18 protein-coding genes are annotated in these 17,041 nt (G+C 68.3%); 5 read left to right on the top strand and 13 right to left on the bottom strand.

Translation table 11 applies throughout. The features are described from left to right. Positions 1-10: 10 nt before the first annotated feature. From MC45_RS17550 to MC45_RS17540, 3 genes are all read right to left on the bottom strand, one after another. A complete protein-coding gene (locus tag MC45_RS17550) occupies positions 11-1,537 on the bottom strand; it encodes a peptide chain release factor 3 (protein ID WP_038665968.1) in 1,527 nt (508 codons plus the stop codon). A gap of 302 nt (positions 1,538-1,839) precedes the next feature. After that, positions 1,840-2,715 carry an aldose 1-epimerase family protein gene (locus MC45_RS17545; protein WP_038665964.1) on the bottom strand — a complete coding sequence of 292 codons (876 nt, stop codon included), beginning with the start codon at positions 2,713-2,715 and terminating at the stop codon, positions 1,840-1,842. 47 nt (positions 2,716-2,762) lie between these two features. Further along, a complete protein-coding gene (locus MC45_RS17540) occupies positions 2,763-3,323 on the bottom strand; it encodes a L,D-transpeptidase family protein (protein WP_156143872.1) in 561 nt (186 codons plus the stop codon). Between the two features lie 205 nt (positions 3,324-3,528). Between MC45_RS17540 and MC45_RS17535 the strand changes: the two genes are divergently transcribed. Then, positions 3,529-4,239 (top strand): murein L,D-transpeptidase catalytic domain family protein, encoded by a 711-nt coding sequence (locus MC45_RS17535; protein WP_038665961.1) that lies wholly within the window; start codon positions 3,529-3,531, stop codon positions 4,237-4,239. A 228-nt stretch (positions 4,240-4,467) separates the two neighbouring features. Here MC45_RS17535 and pheT read toward each other — a convergent pair whose 3' ends face one another. The 5 genes from pheT to rpmI form a co-directional block, all read right to left on the bottom strand. Further along, the gene (gene pheT, locus MC45_RS17530; protein ID WP_038665959.1) at positions 4,468-6,831 is read right to left on the bottom strand and encodes a phenylalanine--tRNA ligase subunit beta; all 2,364 of its coding nucleotides are present in this window, start codon (positions 6,829-6,831) and stop codon (positions 4,468-4,470) included. A gap of 108 nt (positions 6,832-6,939) precedes the next feature. Further along, positions 6,940-8,046, bottom strand: a complete 1,107-nt coding sequence (gene pheS / locus MC45_RS17525) for a phenylalanine--tRNA ligase subunit alpha (protein ID WP_038665955.1) — start codon at positions 8,044-8,046, stop codon at positions 6,940-6,942. After that, positions 8,043-8,360, bottom strand: coding sequence for a GIY-YIG nuclease family protein (locus MC45_RS17520; RefSeq protein WP_038665952.1), 318 nt, complete (start codon positions 8,358-8,360; stop codon positions 8,043-8,045). The genes pheS and MC45_RS17520 overlap by 4 nt, the downstream gene beginning before the upstream one ends. A gap of 226 nt (positions 8,361-8,586) precedes the next feature. After that, a complete protein-coding gene (rplT, locus tag MC45_RS17515) occupies positions 8,587-8,952 on the bottom strand; it encodes a 50S ribosomal protein L20 (RefSeq protein WP_038665948.1) in 366 nt (121 codons plus the stop codon). Positions 8,953-8,964: 12 nt separating this feature from the next. Continuing rightward, positions 8,965-9,168, bottom strand: a complete 204-nt coding sequence (rpmI, locus tag MC45_RS17510) for a 50S ribosomal protein L35 (protein WP_017977259.1) — start codon at positions 9,166-9,168, stop codon at positions 8,965-8,967. 168 nt (positions 9,169-9,336) lie between these two features. Here rpmI and MC45_RS17505 point away from each other — a divergent pair, with 168 nt between their 5' ends. After that, complete coding sequence (locus MC45_RS17505) at positions 9,337-11,472, top strand: AsmA family protein (protein ID WP_425423989.1); 2,136 nt, start codon at positions 9,337-9,339, stop codon at positions 11,470-11,472. 120 nt (positions 11,473-11,592) lie between these two features. Here MC45_RS17505 and MC45_RS17500 read toward each other — a convergent pair whose 3' ends face one another. Further along, a complete protein-coding gene (locus MC45_RS17500) occupies positions 11,593-12,408 on the bottom strand; it encodes an inositol monophosphatase family protein (protein ID WP_038665941.1) in 816 nt (271 codons plus the stop codon). Positions 12,409-12,471: 63 nt separating this feature from the next. Here MC45_RS17500 and MC45_RS17495 point away from each other — a divergent pair, with 63 nt between their 5' ends. Together MC45_RS17495 and MC45_RS17490 are read left to right on the top strand one after the other, a co-directional pair. Next, complete coding sequence (locus tag MC45_RS17495; protein ID WP_038665938.1) at positions 12,472-13,002, top strand: peroxiredoxin; 531 nt, start codon at positions 12,472-12,474, stop codon at positions 13,000-13,002. A 62-nt stretch (positions 13,003-13,064) separates the two neighbouring features. Next, the gene (locus MC45_RS17490) at positions 13,065-14,120 is read left to right on the top strand and encodes a GGDEF domain-containing protein (RefSeq protein ID WP_038665936.1); all 1,056 of its coding nucleotides are present in this window, start codon (positions 13,065-13,067) and stop codon (positions 14,118-14,120) included. 280 nt (positions 14,121-14,400) lie between these two features. Here MC45_RS17490 and MC45_RS17485 read toward each other — a convergent pair whose 3' ends face one another. Together MC45_RS17485 and MC45_RS17480 are read right to left on the bottom strand one after the other, a co-directional pair. Next, positions 14,401-15,021, bottom strand: coding sequence for a YbhB/YbcL family Raf kinase inhibitor-like protein (locus MC45_RS17485; RefSeq protein WP_038665933.1), 621 nt, complete (start codon positions 15,019-15,021; stop codon positions 14,401-14,403). A 3-nt stretch (positions 15,022-15,024) separates the two neighbouring features. Then, positions 15,025-15,531: a hypothetical protein gene (locus MC45_RS17480; RefSeq protein ID WP_038665929.1), complete on the bottom strand. Its 507-nt coding sequence runs from the start codon at positions 15,529-15,531 to the stop codon at positions 15,025-15,027. Positions 15,532-15,572: 41 nt separating this feature from the next. On the opposite strand from MC45_RS17480, the gene MC45_RS17475 reads away from it, so the two are divergent. Beyond that, positions 15,573-16,001 (top strand): DUF1810 domain-containing protein, encoded by a 429-nt coding sequence (locus MC45_RS17475; protein ID WP_038665926.1) that lies wholly within the window; start codon positions 15,573-15,575, stop codon positions 15,999-16,001. A gap of 25 nt (positions 16,002-16,026) precedes the next feature. Here the strand turns inward: MC45_RS17475 and MC45_RS17470 are convergent, their stop codons facing one another. Both MC45_RS17470 and MC45_RS17465 read right to left on the bottom strand, forming a co-directional pair. Further along, the gene (locus MC45_RS17470) at positions 16,027-16,374 is read right to left on the bottom strand and encodes a tRNA-binding protein (RefSeq protein WP_038665924.1); all 348 of its coding nucleotides are present in this window, start codon (positions 16,372-16,374) and stop codon (positions 16,027-16,029) included. Continuing rightward, positions 16,361-17,035 carry a glutathione S-transferase family protein gene (locus MC45_RS17465; protein ID WP_038665920.1) on the bottom strand — a complete coding sequence of 225 codons (675 nt, stop codon included), beginning with the start codon at positions 17,033-17,035 and terminating at the stop codon, positions 16,361-16,363. The genes MC45_RS17470 and MC45_RS17465 overlap by 14 nt, the downstream gene beginning before the upstream one ends. Positions 17,036-17,041 lie beyond the last annotated feature (6 nt).

Genomic DNA, 17,041 nt, shown 5'->3' with positions numbered 1-17,041 from the left:
CGATGCCCGTCTAGCGCTCGCGCGTCGCGGCGAAACGGACCCTGCTGTAGCGGTCGGCGATATAATTGACCTCCCATGCGCTCTTGGCGAGGAAGACCGGATTGCCGTCGCGGTCCTTGGCCATCGCCGAGCGGTTGAGATCCATGAAGTCCTTCAGATCGGCCGGGTTCTCCGCCGAAACCCAGCGTGCCGTCTCGAACGGCGCCGGCTCCAGCCCCGCCGCGACCTTATATTCCGCATCGAGTCGGCTGAGCAGCACCTCGAGCTGGAGCTGCCCGACGACGCCGATGATCCAGTTCGAGCCGATCTCGGGATAGAAGACCTGCGTCACCCCTTCCTCGGCCATGTCGTCGAGCGCCTTGCGGAGCTGCTTGGTCTTGGTCGGGTCCTTGAGCTGGACGCGGCGCAGGATCTCGGGCGCGAAATTGGGCAGGCCGGTGAAGCGCACGTCGGCACGCTCTGACAGCGTATCGCCGACGCGCAGCGTGCCATGGTTGGGGATGCCGATGATGTCGCCGGGGAAGGCCTCGTCCGCAAGCTCGCGATTCTGCGCGAAGAACAGGATCGGCGAATGCACCGCGATCGGCTTGCCGTGGCCCGTCGGCGTCAGCTTCATGCCGCGCTTGAACGTCCCCGAACACAATCGCATGAACGCGATGCGGTCGCGGTGATTGGGGTCCATGTTCGCCTGCACCTTGAAGACGAAGCCGGTCACCTCGTCATTGTCGGGCGAGACGGGGGCGGGCTCGGCCGGCTGCGCGCGCGGCGGCGGCGCGTGCTCGGCGAGCGCGCCGATCAGCTCGGCGACGCCGAAATCCTTGAGCGCCGAGCCGAAATAGACCGGGGTCAGGTCGCCGTTGCGATAGGCCTCGGCGTCGAATTCGGGATAGCCCGCCTGCGCCAGCTCGATCTCCTCCGCCCAGCGTTCGGACAGCGTCGGGTCGGCCTCGGTCTTGCCGAGGAAGGCGCGGCTGTCGCCCTCGGGGCGGCTGATCGTGTTGGTGACGAGGTCGAGCACGCCCTCGAACTCGCCGCCCATGCCGACTGGCCAGCTCATCGGCGCGACGTCCAGTGCGAGCATGTCGGCGATCTCGTCGAGCAGCTCGAAGATCGGGCGCCCTTCGCGATCGACCTTGTTGACGAAGGTGATGATCGGCACCGAGCGCAGGCGGCACACCTCGAACAATTTGCGCGTCTGCGGTTCGATGCCCTTGGCGGCATCGATCACCATCACCGCCGAATCGACCGCGGTCAGCGTGCGATAGGTGTCCTCGCTGAAATCCTCGTGGCCCGGTGTGTCGAGCAGGTTGAAGGTGATCCCTTCCCGCTCGAACGTCATCACCGACGAGGTGACCGAAATGCCGCGCTGTTGTTCGATCTTCATCCAGTCCGAGCGTGCGCGGCGATTCTGGCCGCGTGCCTTGACCTCGCCGGCGAGATGGATCGCGCCGCCGAAGTACAGCAGCTTTTCGGTCAGCGTGGTCTTGCCCGCGTCGGGGTGGGAGATGATCGCGAAGGTGCGGCGGGGGGAGGTCACTGGCAGTATCCGGCTGGCGGGCGACCCGGGCGCGGGTCGCGGAAGGTGGAGGTGACGGAGCGTCGGGGTCGGCAGCGCCCCGCCCGGTTCGGCACGCTTGCGGGCGGCCGGCTGCGGGAGAGACGTGTCGTCGCGGTGCTTTGCCAGATGTAGGGCGTGGAGGACAGAGGGGTTGGGGATGCCCCCCCTTCGTCATCCCCGCGAAGGCGGGGATCCAGACGCGCAGGGTCCGGATAGAGTCGCGACGTCTGCGCGTATGGATCCCCGCCTGCGCGGGGATGACACATGTCGGGAAAATTCCGTCACCCCTTCAGCGTCACACTCATTTCAATCCGCTTCTCGCCGCCGGCCGGCACTTCGAACACGCCGGGCTTGTCAGGATACTCTCCCGTATAGCCCACGGGATCAGCGATACCGTGCCACGGCTCGATGCAGACATAGGCAGCGCCGGGCTTTGTCCAGACGCCGAGCATCGGCGTATCCGGGAAAGCGATGCGCAATTGCGGGCCGTTCGCCGCGCCATAGGTCACGCCCTGCGAGCGGATATGGTCCCAGACCAGCGCGTCCTCGGTGAACAGATCGTCGCGAAGCGCCAGTTCGCGGCCGTCGAGCGGCGACGGGCGGCGCGCTTCGGCGATCGTGCCATCGGCGGCGATGGTGCGCAATGCGTCGGGCTCGTCGGCGTCGAACAGGATGCGGTGCGCGGCCCGATCCTCGCCATAAGGCAGCGGCCAGGCGAAGGCGGGATGGAAGCCGAAGCTCGCCGGCAGCGGCGTGTCCTCCGGATTGGCGATCCGCGCCTCGATCCACAGCGTGGCGCCCTCGATCCGGTAGGTCAGTTCGAGACGGAAGGCGAACGGATAGGCCGCGCGCGTCTCGGCACTGTCGGTCAGCGCGAAGGTGACGCGATCCTCCGCCGCCTCGATCACCTCGAACAGCGAGCGGCGGGCGAAGCCGTGCTTCTTCATCGGATAAGCGGTGCCGTCGACGCGGATCGTCTCCTCGAACGGCATGCCGATGACCGGGAAGAGGATCGGCGCATGCCCGGTCCAGAAGGCCGGATCGGCATCGGTCATCAACTCGCGCCCGCCGGCGTCGCGCAGATGCGTCAGCTCGGCGCCGAGCGGGTTGATCTGCGCGGTCAGCGCGATCGAGCGGATGGTGACGAGGTCGGTCATGCGCGGCCTTGTGCGTCAGCCGAAGCGCGATCGCAACCGCCCGTCCGTCAGGGCGCCATCGGGTCGAGCAGCGCCGCATCCGCCGCGGTCGGCGGCACCCAGCCTTCGGCGGCGGAGGCATCGGTGACCAGCACCGGCGTGCCCTTGCTGGTCACACCGAATAGGTTCCTGGCGAAAGCGGTCGGCACGCGGATGCAGCCGTGCGAGGCGGGAAAGCCGGGATTCATCCCGGCGTGGATCGCGACGCCGTCCCAGGTCAGCCGCTGCATGAACGGCATCGGCGCGCTGTCGTAGAGGTTGCTCTTGTGCACCTCGGACTTCTGCAGGATCGGGAAGGTGCCGAGCGGCGTGTCCTTGCCGTCCTTGCCGGTCGAAACGGTCGACGCGCCGATCAGGATCTCGCCGCGATAGACATAGGCCTTCTGGTCGGGGATCGAGATGACGATGCTGACCGGGCCGAGCGTGGCATCGTCGTTCCACAGGAACTTGTTGGGAGCGAGCGTGGTCACCTCGGGCGCGAGCGCATCGGTGGCGGCGGCGGCGAAGGCCGGGGCCGGTGCGATGGCGAGGGTAACGGTGGCGCCCGCCATGATGAGCCAATGCTTCATTTCGTCGTCGTCCTTTCGCTTCCCCCTTCTGCCGGCTCAACGCGCGACTCCGCGGATCGTGCCGAACCCGATTCGGGACCAATCGAGGGCCGCTCGCGGCCAACCGTGCAACCAGAACGCCGATCGGGGGGTGCGGTGGGCGAAAATTAAGTCCGTTGCTGCTATATGACTGTTAGCGGGATTGACCGGGGCTTTTGAAATTTTGATGCATACTGAGCATGATAGCGCACGCGACCGACGGGCTCTGCTGAAGAACGGGCTCGTGCTCGCGGCGACGCTGGCATTGCCCGGCACGCTGTCGGCGACGCCGCGTCGCCTAACCCAGCGCGATCTGCGGCCGATGACCGAACCGCCCGTCCCCGCTCCGCGGGCGATGGTGGCGGCGCGACCGATCACCTCGTCGCGCGTTGTCCGCCCCGACCTGATGCGCCAGGCGCTCGCCGCGCTGAGCCAGCACGGCCGCCGCATCCCGCAGCGCGACCGGATCGCGATCGCCGACATGGCGGCACCGTCGTCGGAAGCGCGCTTCCATCTCGTCGATCTCGTCTCGGGGCGCAGCCAGTCGTTCCTCGTCGCGCACGGCAGCGGCTCGGACCCGGCGCATACCGGTTTTCTCAAGCGTTTCTCGAACGAGCCCAATTCCAACGCCTCGTCGGAAGGCGCGTTCGTCACCGCGGATTATTACGTTGGCAAGCACGGCCGCTCGCAGCGGCTGATGGGGCTGGACGCGACCAACGACAATGCGCTGGCGCGCGCGATCGTGGTTCATTCGGCCTGGTATGCCAACCGCGACATGCTGCGCACGCACGGCATGCTCGGCCGCAGCCAGGGCTGTTTCGCGGTCGGCGAAAGCGACCTCGCGCAGGTGTTCGAGCAGCTCGGGCCGGGGCGAATGATCTACTCGACCAAGGTGTGAGCGGTTAGGCCGGGGCCTTTCCACAAGTGCGCCGTCACCCGAGGCTCAATCTAGGGTGACGGGGGAGTGCGAGATCTCCCTTATTCCTCCCCCGCCAGGGGGAGGTGGCAGGCCAAAGGCCTGACGGAGGGGGAGGATACGGCCACGTTGGCCGCGTGCGGAAACGCCCCCTCCACCACGGCCTACGGCCGCGGTCCCCCTCCCCCGCTGCGCGAGGGAGGAATTAGATCACCCCCGCAGCACCGCGCCCTGCTTTGCCGCCGCCGCGACGACCTTGTCGGCCACCGCCTTCAGCGCCTCGTCGGTGAAGCTCTTGTCGGACGGTTGCAGCGTCACCTCGACCGCGACCGACTTCTTGCCCTCTTCCACCCCCGCGCCGGTGAACACGTCGAACACGCGCGCCGCCACAATCGCCGCCTTGTCGGCGCTGCGCACCGCACGGACCAGCGCGTCGGCGCTCACCTCGGCCGGCACGAGGAAGGCGAAATCGCGGCGGACCGATTGCAGAGCCGGCGGCGCGAAGGCCGGGCGCATGAAGCCTGATGCGCGCTTCGCCGGCAGCGCATCGAGATACAGCTCCACCGCCGCCACCGCGCCGTCGAGGTCGAACGCCTTGAGCAAACTGGGATGCAGCATGCCGAAGCGCGCCAGCACCGTCTTCGGCCCGAGCCGCAGCGTGCCGCTCTGCCCCGGATGCCAGGCGTCGCCGGCCTCGCCCATCACCTGCAGATTGTCGACCGGCGCGCCCGCCGCGGCGAGCAACGCGAGCGCCTCCGCCTTGGCGTCATAGGCGTCGAAGCCCGCCGCCTTGCCCTCGCGCCAGCCGCGCTCGCGACGGTTGCCGGCGAGGACGAGGCCTAGCGTCGCATGTTCGGCCTCGGCGAGATAGCGACGGCCGATCTCGAACAGCCGCACCGCGGTGATGCCGCGCTTGAGGTTGCGCTCGGTCGCCGAGAGCAGGCCGGGGAGCAGCGACGGCCGCATCACCTTGAGGTCCTCGCTGATCGGATTGGCGAGCGTCCAAGTGCCGCCGCCGAACGGCGCCGCCTGCGCCTCCGACAGGAAACTCCACGTCACCGCCTCGTCGAGTCCGCGCGCGGCGGCGGCGCGACGGACGCGGCGTTCGAGCTTTTGCTCAGGCGTGGCGGTGGGCTTGGCCACGCCGGGGATGCGCGGCAGCGGCACGGGTGCGACCTTGTCAATCCCCTCGATACGGATCACCTCCTCGACGAGGTCGGCGGCACCGTCGATATCGCGGCGCCACGTCGGCACGGTGACCTGCCAGTCGTCGGCGACGGCGAAGCCGAGCGATGCGAGGATCGCACGCTGGCGGTCCGCCGGCACGGCCAGGCCGCCCAGCGTCTCCGCCTTGGCGGGGTCATAGGCATAGACGCGCGGGGTCAGCGGCGGTTCGCCGGCGCGCGTCACCGGCGAGGGCGTGCCGCCGCACAGGTCGAGCACCAGCCGCGTCGCGATGGCGAGGCCGTCGTCGAGGAACGCCGGATCGACGCCGCGCTCGAAGCGCTGGCGCGCGTCGCTCGTCAGCAGCAGTTTCTGGCCGGTGCGCGCGATATGGTCGGGATCGAAATAGGCGCATTCGATGAGCACGTCGCTCGTTTCGGCGGAGACGCCCGAATGATCGCCGCCCATGATACCGGCGATATCGTGGACCTGGGCCGCGTCGGCGATGACGGTCATCGTCGCATCGAGCGTATAGGTCTTGCCGTTGAGCGCGACGACCTGCTCGCCGTCCCGCGCCTTGCGCGCGACGAGCCCGCCGGCCAGTTTGGCGCGGTCGTAGACGTGGAGCGGCCGGCCGAGGTCGATCGACACGTAATTGGTGATGTCGACCAAGGCGCTGATCGGCTTCTGCCCGATCGCGGTGAGGCGCCGGCGCAGCCAGTCGGGCGATTCGCCGTTGGTCACGCCGCTGACATTCTGCGCATAGAAAGCGGGGCAGCCGTCGCGATCGTCGGTGCGGACGTCGGGCGCCTCGCCCGCGCCCGCCACCGCTTCGATGACGAGCGGCTTGAGCGTCCCCAGCCCGGCCGCGGCGAGATCGCGCGCGATGCCGCGCACGCCCATGCAATCCTGACGGTTGGGGGTGACGCTGATGTCGATCACCGCATCGTTAAGCCCGGCGTAATCGGGGAAAGGCGTGCCGACCGGCGCATCGGCGGGCAGCTCGATGATGCCGTCGTGATCCTCGCCGAGCTCGAGCTCGCGGGTCGAGCACATCATGCCGTTCGATTCGACGCCGCGGATCGCGGCGACCTTGAGCGTCACGTCGAGCCCGGGGACATAGGCGCCCGGCGCGCCGAACACGCCAACCAGCCCGGCACGCGCATTGGGCGCGCCGCACACGACCTGCAACGGACCGTCCCCGGCGTCGACCGACAGCACCTGCAATTTGTCCGCCTGCGGATGGCGTTCGGCGCTGAGCACCTTCGCCACGCGGAACGCCTTCAGCGCATCGCCCGGATTGTGGACGCCCTCCACCTCCAGCCCGATGCGGGTCAGCGTATCGACGATCGCGTCGAGCGTGGCGTCGGTGTCGAGATGCTCGCGGAGCCAGGACAAAGTGAATTTCATATCGATTCCAGACCTTCGTCATCCCGGCGCCCGCCGGGACCCATGGATGCGGGCGGTTCGTACCAACCACCTGCACCCGCCATCATGCGCTTCCGATCGGGGACGGCGTCACGCGCCTGCGCCGACACCGCCCGACAGCGTCGGCACGTCGAGCGCCGAGAAGCCGTAATGTTTCAGCCAGCGGATATCGCCGTCGAAGAACGGCCGCAGGTCGTCCATGCCGTATTTGAGCATCGCCAGCCGGTCGATGCCGCAGCCGAAGGCGAAGCCCTGCCATTCCTCGGGATCGAGCCCGCACGACGCGATCACCTTGGGGTGGACCATGCCGGAGCCGAGCACCTCCATCCAGCCGCCGCCCCCCTTGCTGCCGGGATGGCCACCGATGACGCGCTTGCCCTTCTCGATCGTATAGCCGACGTCGACCTCCGCCGAGGGTTCGGTGAAGGGGAAATAGCTCGGGCGCAGGCGCAGGACGATATCGTCGCGCTCGAAGAACGCCTTTAGGAAGGTCTCCAGCGTCCATTTGAGATGGCCGAGCGTGATCCCCTTGTCGATCACCAGCCCCTCGACCTGATGGAACATCGGCGTGTGCGTCGCGTCGCTGTCCGACCGATAGGTGCGGCCGGGCGCGATGATGCGGATCGGCGGCTGCTGTTGCAGCATCGTGCGGATCTGCACCGGCGAGGTATGCGTGCGCAGCAGCATCCGCTTCTCGCCCGCGTCGCCGTCGGGGAAATAGAAGGTGTCGTGCATCGCGCGCGCCGGATGCGTCTCGGGAATGTTGAGCGCGGTGAAATTGTGCCAGTCGTCCTCGATCTCCGGCCCGGTGGCGACCGCGAAGCCGAGGTCGGCGAAGATTTCGGCAAGTTCGTCCATCACCTGGCTGACCGGATGGACGGTGCCGGCGAGCGGCGCCTCGGCGGGCAGCGTCATGTCGATCGTCTCGCCGGCAAGACGCGCGTCGAGCGCGGCGCGGTCGAGGCTCGCCTTGCGCGTGGCGATCGCCTCGGCGACGGCCTCGCGCAGGCCGTTGATCCGCGGCCCTTCCGTCTGCCGCTGCTCGGGGCTCATCTTGCCGAGCGTCTTGAGCAGTTGCGAGACGCTGCCCTGCTTGCCGAGCGCCTCGACGCGGAGCGCTTCGAGCGCGTCGGCGCTCGCCGCGGCGGGAATCGCGGTCAGCAGATGGTCGCGCAGGGTATCGAGGTCTTCGGTCACGTATCGCTCTCTTTCACAGGCGGCAGGCCGAGGCCGAGCGCCAGATCATCCCAGCCGGGATTATGCTCTTCGATGAGCCGCAGCTTCCAGTCGCGGTTCCATCGCTTGAGCTGCTTCTCGCGATGGATAGCAGCTTCCATCGTGTCCGCCACATCGTACCAGACCAGACGATGCACGCCGTAGCGGGAGGTGAACCCCGGGATCAATCCTTCACGATGCTGGATCAGCCGTCCGATGAGGTTCGAGGTGACGCCGACGTAGAGCGTGCCGTGTCGGCGACTGGCGAGGATGTAGACGCAGGGCTGCCATTCCATCCGCTATGCCTTCCGGTTTGGGGAGGTGTCCGCCCCCCGCTTCATCGGCATCCCCGCGAAGGCGGGGATCCAGACGCGCAGGTGTTGCGCCTCCAGCATGGACGTCAGCGTTTATGGATCCCCGCCTACGCGGGGATGACAATGGGGAGAGGGGAATGGCCCGAAAACGAAAAAGGGCGCCGGTGGTGTCCCACCGGCGCCCCGATCCGTCTGCAGTCCCGATCGCTTACGCGGCCTGGGGCAGCGCGGCCTTCGCCTGGGCGATGATCGCGCTGAATGCGGCGCTCTCGTGCATCGCGATGTCGGCCAGAACCTTGCGGTCGAGCTGGACACCGGCGAGCTTGAGGCCGTGCATGAACTGCGAATAGGTCAGACCCTCGGCGCGGACGCCGGCGTTGATGCGCTGGATCCACAGGCCGCGGAAGGTCCGCTTTTTGACCTTGCGGTCGCGATAGGCGTACTGCCCGGCCTTTTCGACGGCCTGACGGGCGATACGGATGGTGTTCTTGCGGCGGCCGTAATAGCCCTTGGCCTGCTCAAGAATCCTCTTGTGCTTGGCGCGGGTGGTTACACCACGTTTGACGCGTGCCATGTCCTGATGTCCTTACTTGAGGCCGTACGGCGCCCAGGCCTTCACCGTCGCGGTGTCGGCCTTCGACAGCACCTTGGTGCCGCGGTTCTGGCGGATGTACTTGCTGTTGTGGCTGATCAGGCGGTGGCGCTTGCCGGCGACGCCGTGCTTCAGCAGGCCGCTGGCGGTCAGCTTGAAGCGCTTCTTGACGCCACTCTTGGTCTTGAGCTTGGGCATTTTGGTCCTTTCGCTGTGAGCATGGCATGAACCGCCGCGGCAGCCCTTGATGGCCGGGCAGTCCTGTAGCGCCTCGCTCGGGAAGCGGGGCCCCTAGCCGACCCCGCGAGGAAACGCAACCGATGCGGAACCGGAACGAGCGCTGGCGCGATTCAGGCGGCGATGGATATGCCGCCCCCCGCTCCGGAACCGGCTGCCGCGCCGCCGCCCCCTCCCGCCGCGGTCGCTCCGCAGCGCCGCCGCGTCTGGCGGATCGTCCGTAACATCCTGTTGACGCTGGTCGGGCTGATCGTCGCGATCTGGCTGGTGCTCTATATCACCAAGGGCCGTTTCCTGCGCCATCCGTTCGAGCGATTCGTCGGCGGCCAGACGCATCGGCCGGTGACGGTGGCGGGCGATTTCCAGCTCTATTTCGCGCCGTTCCGCATCAAGTTCGTCGCCGAGCAGATGACGATCGCCAATCCGGAGTGGGCGACGCGACCCTATCTGTTCCAGGCGGCGCGGATCGACACGCGGATCGCGCCGCTGTCGCTGTTGTGGGGCAAGCGGCATCTCTACTGGCTCGATCTCACCGACGGCGCGGTCGATCTCGAATGGAACCGCGCGCATACCGCCAACACGTGGACGTTCAGCGACAAGAAGGGCGGCAAGCCGCTCGACTTCCCGCGCATCGAAACCGCGACGGTGCGCGGCACGAGCGTGCGCTATCGCGACCCGCGCATGCAATTGCTCGCCGACCTCAAGGTCGACGATATCCGCTCGACCGATGCGCGGATCGGCCGTGCGGTCGGCGTCGAGGGCGACGGACTGGTGCGCGGCACGCCGTTCCGCGTCACTGCGCGGCTGCTCGCCCCCGACGCGACGGTCAACCGCGGCAAGAACGAATTGGTGATGCGCGCCTGGGCGGCACACAACGTGCTCGACGTCTCGGGCACGTTGCCGTCGATCGCAGCGATCGAGGGCGTGCCGTTGCAGACGCGTGCGCGCGGCCGCAACCTGTCCGAGCTGCTCGGCATCATCGGCGTCGCCATCCCCAATACGCGCATCTACCGGCTGAAAGCGCAACTAATGCAGCAGGGGCAGGTCTATAATTTCACCCGCATGAGCGGCGTAGTCGGGGCAAGCGACGTCGCCGGCACGCTGAAGATCACCAACGGCGAGCGGCTGCATCTCGATTCGCAGCTATCGACCAAGACGCTCGACATCATCGATGCCGCACCGTTCATCGGCTACAATCCCGATATCGTCGCGACCAAGGGCGCGCTCGCCGCCGCGCGCGCCACTGGTGCCGCGCCGCAGCGCATCCTGCCCGAGGCGGCGCTGCCGATCGCGACGATGCAGCGCTTCGACGCCGATCTGAAATGGACGATCGCACGGGTGCGCTCGCGCAACCTGCCGATCAGCGACATCGACATGACGCTCGATCTGGAGCGCGGCCGGCTGGCGCTGTCGCCGCTGACAATGGCGATGGCGCGCGGCAACGTCGCCGCCGACGTGGTGTTCGATACGCGCCAGCGGCCGGCGCGCGACACCTATGACATCCGCCTGTCGCCGACGCCGATGGGCAAATTGCTCGCTGGCTATGGCGTCGCCGAGGCGGGGACGACGGGGACGATCAAGGGACGCATCCAGCTCGAGGGGCGCGGCGATTCGATCCACGATTCGCTCAGCACCGCGCGAGGGCGGATCGCCTTCGTCATGCCGCACGGCCAATTGTGGACACGCAACGTCCAGCTCGCCGAGCTCGATCTCGGCACGTTCGTGCAGAAGATGTTCGAGGACAAGCTGAAGAAGCCGGTCGAGGTGAATTGCGGGCTGATCGGCTTCACCGTGCGCAACGGCGTCGCGGCGGCGGACCCGATCCTGATCGACACGACCAAGAACGTCATCGTCGGCCGCGGCGGGTTCAGCTTCAGGACCGAGGCGGTCGATCTCGCCTTCCGTGCGGACGGCAAGAAGTTCAGCCTGTTCTCGGGCCAGTCGCCGGTCGGCGTCGGCGGCTATTTCGCGGCACCGAAGCTCAATGTCATCAGCGACCAGTTGCTCGGGCGCGCGGGCGCGGGGCTGGGGCTCGCGCTGGTCGCGACGCCGCTGGCGGGGGTGCTGGCGTTCGTCGACGTCGGCGATGCCAAGTCGGCGGCGTGCGGGCCGGTGCTGTCCGGCGCGACGGCGCAGGCGCAGCGGACGACGAAGGGGCAAGCGCGCGACGACGTCGGCCACGGCACGACGGCGAAGGACGAGGACGGCAAGACGACCGGCGGCGAAAAGAAGAGCCAGCGGAAGAAGTTCCTGGGGATATTCTGACCTCGTTGTCATCCCCGCGTAGGCGGGGATCCAGACGCGCGGGTCCCCCTTTAAGCCGCTACGTCAGCGTGTATGGATCCCCGCCTGCGCGGGGATGACGGAGTGGGGTATGGGATTCCCTCAATGACCGTGGTCGTTCCCCGCGGTCGCGCGGATCGCCTCAAGCACGTCGTCGGTGCGCGCCGGGTCGCCGATCGCGAGGACGTGGCCGGCGCTCGCCGAGGTCAGGGGGTCGCCGTTCCAGTCGCACATGCGACCGCCCGCGCCCTCGACCACCGGCACCAGCGCGGCGAAATCGTACAATTGCAGCCCCGATTCGACGACGATGTCGAGCTGCCCGCTCGCCAGCAGCCCGTAATTGTAGCAGTCGCCGCCATAGACCGGCCCCTGCCGCGTATGGCCGCCCGAGGCGGCGGCGACGAGCGCCATGTAATGCGGCACGTCGTCCTCGGCGAACAGATGCGGGCTGGTGGTGGCGAGCACCGCGCCTTCGAGCTGCTGACAGGTCCGCGTGCGCGTCGGCCGGCCGTTCAACGTCGTCGGGCGGCCGGCGACGCCGAGCCAGCGTTCGCGCTGCACCGGCTGGTCGATGATGCCGAGCAGCGGCCAGCCGTCCTCGACCAACGCGATCAGCGTGCCGAAGATCGCGCGACCGACGGTGAAGCTGCGCGTGCCGTCGATCGGGTCGAGCACCCATTGCCGCCCCGTCACGCCGGGCTTCTCGCCATATTCCTCGCCGATCACGCCGTCGCCCGCCGCCTCGGCATCGAGCAATTTGCGCATCGCCGCCTCCGCTTCGCGGTCGGCGCGGGTGACGGGCGAATGATCGTCCTTGAATTCGACGCCATGCTCGGCGCGGAAATAGGGACGGATCGCGGCGCCGGCGGCGTCGGCGAGGCGGCTGGCGAGCTGGATATCGGCGGCGGTGATCGGCATGGGCCAGCCCTATCGCGCCGCCCCGCGCCACGCTAGAGTGCACGAAAGTCGAGAGGATATCCCATGCGCCTGTTCCCCGCCGCCATTGCCGCCGTCGCCCTGATCGCCACCCCCGCGCTCGCCGGCCTGCCGGTCGGTGCCAAGGCGCCGACCTTTTCCACCCGCGGGGCGGTCGCCGGGCAGGTGGTCGGGGTCGACCTGGCACAGCAGCTCAAGAAGGGGCCGGTGGTGCTGTATTTCTTCCCGGCGGCGTTCACCGGCGGCTGCAATGCCGAGGCGCATGCCTTCGCCGAGGCGATCCCCGACTTCCAGAAGGCCGGCGCGACGGTGATCGGCATGTCGGCGGACGACGTACCGACGCTCCAGCGCTTCTCCGCGGAGAAATGCGCGGGCAAGTTCGCGGTCGCCAGTGCCGGGCCGAACGTCATCAAGGGCTATGACGTCGCGCTCAACGGCGGCGGGCGCGCGCTGACCAAGCGGACCAGCTACGTCATCGCATCCGACGGCCGCGTCGCGTTCGTCCACGACGACATGAACCCGGCGCAGCACGTGGCGCTGACGCTCGCCGCGGTGCGCAAGCTTCACCATTCCTGATCTTTTCGAAACCCTACGCTAAGTAATAGTATTTATAAGTGCTTGCGAACGAAGGGTGGGGCATGCGCGGGATTGCAGCGAGGAAGGACGGAAAGGTCGATCTGTTCGGGCAGATCGGCCACTTCCTGGCGGATCACGGCCTGTCGCCGGAACCGACGCATTACAGCTTCGCCTATGACGTCATCGCCGATCCGCATGGCGCCATCGCCCAGGCGGTGCGCCGGCTGACCGACGGCGGCATCCGGCTCAGCCGCACCGATATCGAAGCGCTGGGCGGGACGGTGAGCACCGGCGGCGCCGCCGTCGAGTCGCAGGCCGACAGGCGCCAGGGCGAACCCGATGCACGCGACGACGATGCCGCCGTTTTGGTGGCGAAGACGCAGGCGCAGGTCGACGGTTTCGCGACGATGATGCGCGAGATGCAGGACGAGACGCGCGGCTTCGGTCGCGATCTCGCGCAGAGCGCGGCGGCGATCCGCCACAATACGCCGGCCATCCCCGCCGCCGCGGGGCTCGACGAGATCGCACGGATCACCGGCGCGATGCTCACCCGCATCCGCGAGGCGGAGATGCGGCTGGCCAAGGCGACCGACGAGGCCGAGGCGTTGCGCGCCAAGCTGGCCGAGGCGAACGACACCGCGCGGCGCGATCCGCTGACCGGCCTGCCCAACCGCCGCGCGTTCGATGAGGCGTTCGCGGTACGGCGCGAGCACGACGGTCCCTTCTGCCTCGCCGTATGCGACATAGACCGGTTCAAGCGGATCAACGACGTCCACGGCCATCCGATTGGCGACCGCGTACTCAGCGCGGTGGCGCGGACGCTCGCCGATGCGTGCGGCGATCATCTCGTCGTCAGGCACGGCGGCGAGGAATTCGCGGTGCTGCTGCACGGCGTCGCGCTGGCGGATGCGGCAGCGCGACTCGACGACGTGCGCGACGCGATCTCGGTAAAGCGCTTCCGCTTGCGCGAGAGCGACCGCCCGCTGGGGCAGGTGACGGTGTCGATCGGCGTGACCGCGGTCCATGCCGGCGAGACGCTCACCGATGCCTTCGATCGCGCCGACCGTCTGCTCTACACGGCCAAGGCCGAGGGCCGCGACCGGGTCTGCGCCGCCTGATCTTGGCGCAACGTACGGATGCGGCTGGCGGGATTTCCCAAGCGCATCTCACCTCACCACGAAAATCGGCAGAAATCAACCGTTTTTTGTTTCTGGCACGATGGCTGCAACGTCCCTAGCATCGGCGGCGAACGGTTCGCCCCGATCAGCAAAGGGACCAACGCCATGTTTCTCCGCCTCGAACTCGCCCAGCGCACCGCTTTCTCGGTCGTCGCCGCCCTCGCCTTCGCTGCCGTCGCAATCAGCGCCGCGGTGCCGGTCACGCCGATCGCATGATGACTCAGGCGGGCGCGGCGGCCCCGACCGGGCCGACCGCCGCCGCCTCGCCGCGACCATAGGTTGCGGTCAACACTCCGGCGGCGAGCACATGCCCCGCCATCGCCTCGATAATCGCGGTGCGACCCGGCGTCTCGCCCGGCGCCCCGACATCCGGACCAAGCGCGAACAGCTGGAACACGTAGCGATGCGCACCGTGGCCGGTCGGCGGATCGGGCGGCAACCAGCCCTCGCGCAGGTAGGAATTGCGCCCGACATCGCGGTCGGGCGATCCGGCACCATCACCGACGATCGCGCCCTCTTCGAGGCGCCCGGCATCCGCGGCGATCCCCCATATCACCGCATGGACGAGCGGCTGCGGCGCCGGCGCATCGGCGTCTTCGACCAGCAGCGCGAACAGCGCGGTGCCCGCCGGCGCGGCGCCCCAGGTCAGCGGCGGCGATACGCCCTCGCCATCCGCGGTGAACCGGTCGGGCAATGGCGCGCCATCGGCGAACGCCGGGCTGGTGAGATCGAGCGCGGGAAACGTGGCGCCAAGTTCGGGCCGGGCAATCGCCAGCTTGTCGGCGCCGGCGCGGACGCCGCTGAGCGCCTGGCCGAGCCAGGCAGGAACGTGTTCGAGCATCGCTTACTCCTGGGGGCAATCGCCGGGACGGGATTTCGGCGGACTGCCGGCGGCATACCAGCGGCTGGTCGCGCCCATCGTCTCGCCATCGTGGTAACAGGCCTCGCCGCGCGTTCCGTCGGGGGCGACGAGGAAGGTCCAGTCCTTGCCGTCGCAATTGTGCGCTTCGCAGCCATGCGCGGCGATGCGCCCGTCCTTGGTCTGGAAGATCGGCACGCTGACCGCGTCATGCGCGGTGAAGCGATGGCGCAACGTGTCGTCGCCGATCGCATCGATCAGCGCGCGCGATACCTCGGTCCGGTCGTAGAAGCCGACCCCGGCGACCGTATCGCCCGGATATTTGCCGACATAGGCGGTGATCGGATTGCTGTGCTCCTGCCCCGGCAGTGGCTTGGGCGGCTGCGTCGCCGGCGGCACGAAGCGTGCCGCGGCATTGTCCGCACCGTTGGACTTTTGGCCACTGCCGCAGGCGGCGAGCAGCAGGAGCGGAGCAAGGCAGAGAGCGCGCATTGTCGTGGAACGCGGCAAGCGCCCCGGCGGTTGCCTGCGATATGACGCAAGCTCTCGACCGTTTCCTCTCCGCCCAGGCGCTCGTCCACGATCAGGCGCTCGCCGAATTGCGCCGCGGCCGCAAGACCAGCCACTGGATGTGGTTCATCTTTCCGCAGATCGCCGGCCTCGGGCGCAGCGAGACCGCGCGTTTCTACGCGATCCGCGACGCGGCGGAGGCGCGCGCCTATCTTGCGCATCCGCTGCTCAGCCCGCGGCTGATCGAGGCGACGCGGACGGTGACCAGCGCACCCGGCACCGCCGTCGCGATCTTCGGCGAGGTCGACGCGCTCAAGCTGCGCTCGTCGCTGACGCTGTTCGCCGCGGTCGCGGACGATCCCGCGCCGTTCGAGGCGGCACTGACGCGCTTCTACGGCGGCGAGTGCGATCCGGCGACGCTGGACTTGCTGGCGCGGGACGGCGGTTCGTAAGGCGCGCGCAGGCACCGCGCGCCGGTCAGAACAGCTTGCCGCCGTTCGGCACTGCCAAGCTCGGGCCGATCAGCACCACCTTGCCGTCCGAATCGGGGAAGCCGAGCGTCAGCACCTCGGACATGAACGGGCCGATCTGGCGCGGCGGGAAATTGACCACCGCCGCGACCTGCCTGCCGACGAGCGCCTCGGGCGTGTAATGGTCGGTGATCTGCGCCGAGGATCTCTTCACCCCGATCGCGTCGCCGAAATCGATGCGCAGCTTGATCGCCGGCTTGCGCGCCTCCGGAAAGGGCTCGGCGGCGACGATCGTGCCGACGCGGATGTCGACCCGCTCGAAATCGGCGAAGGTGATCGGCTCAGAAATCGACATTGTCGTAATGCGCCGGTGGTCCGATCATCTCCATCCGCTCCGACAGCAACGGCCGGAAGCTCGGCCTGCTCTTGAAGCCGCGATACCAGCGCGCGGTCTGGTCGTGCCCCTTCCAGTCGATGCCGCCGAGATAGTCGGCGACCGAGATCTGCGCCGCCGCGGCGAGATCGGCGAGGCTCAGGGTCGCGCCGCCGAGCCAGTTGCGGTGGTCGAGCAGATAATCGGTATAATCGAGATGGCTGACCGCCGCCTTCATCGCCTCGCGCAGCCCCTTGGCATCGGGCGCGGCGCGGTGCGCGAGCCGCTTGACGACGCGCTCGTGGAGCAGCGGCCCGGTGACGTCGCGATAGAAATGCGTGTCGAACCAGCTCACCAGCCGGCGGATCTCGGCGCGATTGGCGGCGGTGCCGTTGATCGTCGCCGCCTTGTCGACCGTCTCCTCGAAATATTCGCAGATCGCCATCGAATCGATCAGCGGCGCACCGGGGCGGGACGCGTCGACCATAACCGGCGTTTCGCCGGCGGGGTTCATGTCCATGAACTCGTCGCGTCGGTCCCACGGCGATTCGCGCACCAGCTCATAGCCGATGCCCTTCTCGCCGAGCAGCAGGCGCACCTTGCGGCTGAACGGACAAAGCGGGAATTGGTAAAGCTGCCACATACGGCC

Source organism: Sphingomonas taxi, from assembly GCF_000764535.1.
In the GTDB taxonomy this organism is placed as follows: Bacteria; Pseudomonadota; Alphaproteobacteria; order Sphingomonadales; family Sphingomonadaceae; genus Sphingomonas; species Sphingomonas taxi.
The sequence above is the reverse complement of the archived record's forward strand: the minus strand, read 5'-3'. Positions and strand labels throughout refer to the sequence as shown.

What these genes read in the sequence shown, in the direction of transcription:
- MC45_RS17535 (WP_038665961.1), top strand. Translation starts at nt 3,529, where the DNA reads ATGCATACTGAGCATGATAGCGCACGCGACCGACGGGCTCTGCTGAAG.
- MC45_RS17540 (WP_156143872.1), bottom strand. Translation starts at nt 3,323, where the DNA reads ATGAAGCATTGGCTCATCATGGCGGGCGCCACCGTTACCCTCGCCATC.
- MC45_RS17465 (WP_038665920.1), bottom strand. Translation starts at nt 17,035, where the DNA reads ATGTGGCAGCTTTACCAATTCCCGCTTTGTCCGTTCAGCCGCAAGGTG.
- MC45_RS17545 (WP_038665964.1), bottom strand. Translation starts at nt 2,715, where the DNA reads ATGACCGACCTCGTCACCATCCGCTCGATCGCGCTGACCGCGCAGATC.
- MC45_RS17475 (WP_038665926.1), top strand. Translation starts at nt 15,573, where the DNA reads ATGACGCAAGCTCTCGACCGTTTCCTCTCCGCCCAGGCGCTCGTCCAC.
- MC45_RS17505 (WP_425423989.1), top strand. Translation starts at nt 9,337, where the DNA reads ATGCCGCCCCCCGCTCCGGAACCGGCTGCCGCGCCGCCGCCCCCTCCC.
- MC45_RS17470 (WP_038665924.1), bottom strand. Translation starts at nt 16,374, where the DNA reads ATGTCGATTTCTGAGCCGATCACCTTCGCCGATTTCGAGCGGGTCGAC.
- MC45_RS17500 (WP_038665941.1), bottom strand. Translation starts at nt 12,408, where the DNA reads ATGCCGATCACCGCCGCCGATATCCAGCTCGCCAGCCGCCTCGCCGAC.
- rplT (WP_038665948.1), bottom strand. Translation starts at nt 8,952, where the DNA reads ATGGCACGCGTCAAACGTGGTGTAACCACCCGCGCCAAGCACAAGAGG.
- MC45_RS17485 (WP_038665933.1), bottom strand. Translation starts at nt 15,021, where the DNA reads ATGCTCGAACACGTTCCTGCCTGGCTCGGCCAGGCGCTCAGCGGCGTC.
- MC45_RS17490 (WP_038665936.1), top strand. Translation starts at nt 13,065, where the DNA reads ATGCGCGGGATTGCAGCGAGGAAGGACGGAAAGGTCGATCTGTTCGGG.
- MC45_RS17495 (WP_038665938.1), top strand. Translation starts at nt 12,472, where the DNA reads ATGCGCCTGTTCCCCGCCGCCATTGCCGCCGTCGCCCTGATCGCCACC.
- pheT (WP_038665959.1), bottom strand. Translation starts at nt 6,831, where the DNA reads ATGAAATTCACTTTGTCCTGGCTCCGCGAGCATCTCGACACCGACGCC.
- rpmI (WP_017977259.1), bottom strand. Translation starts at nt 9,168, where the DNA reads ATGCCCAAGCTCAAGACCAAGAGTGGCGTCAAGAAGCGCTTCAAGCTG.
- MC45_RS17480 (WP_038665929.1), bottom strand. Translation starts at nt 15,531, where the DNA reads ATGCGCGCTCTCTGCCTTGCTCCGCTCCTGCTGCTCGCCGCCTGCGGC.
- MC45_RS17520 (WP_038665952.1), bottom strand. Translation starts at nt 8,360, where the DNA reads ATGGAATGGCAGCCCTGCGTCTACATCCTCGCCAGTCGCCGACACGGC.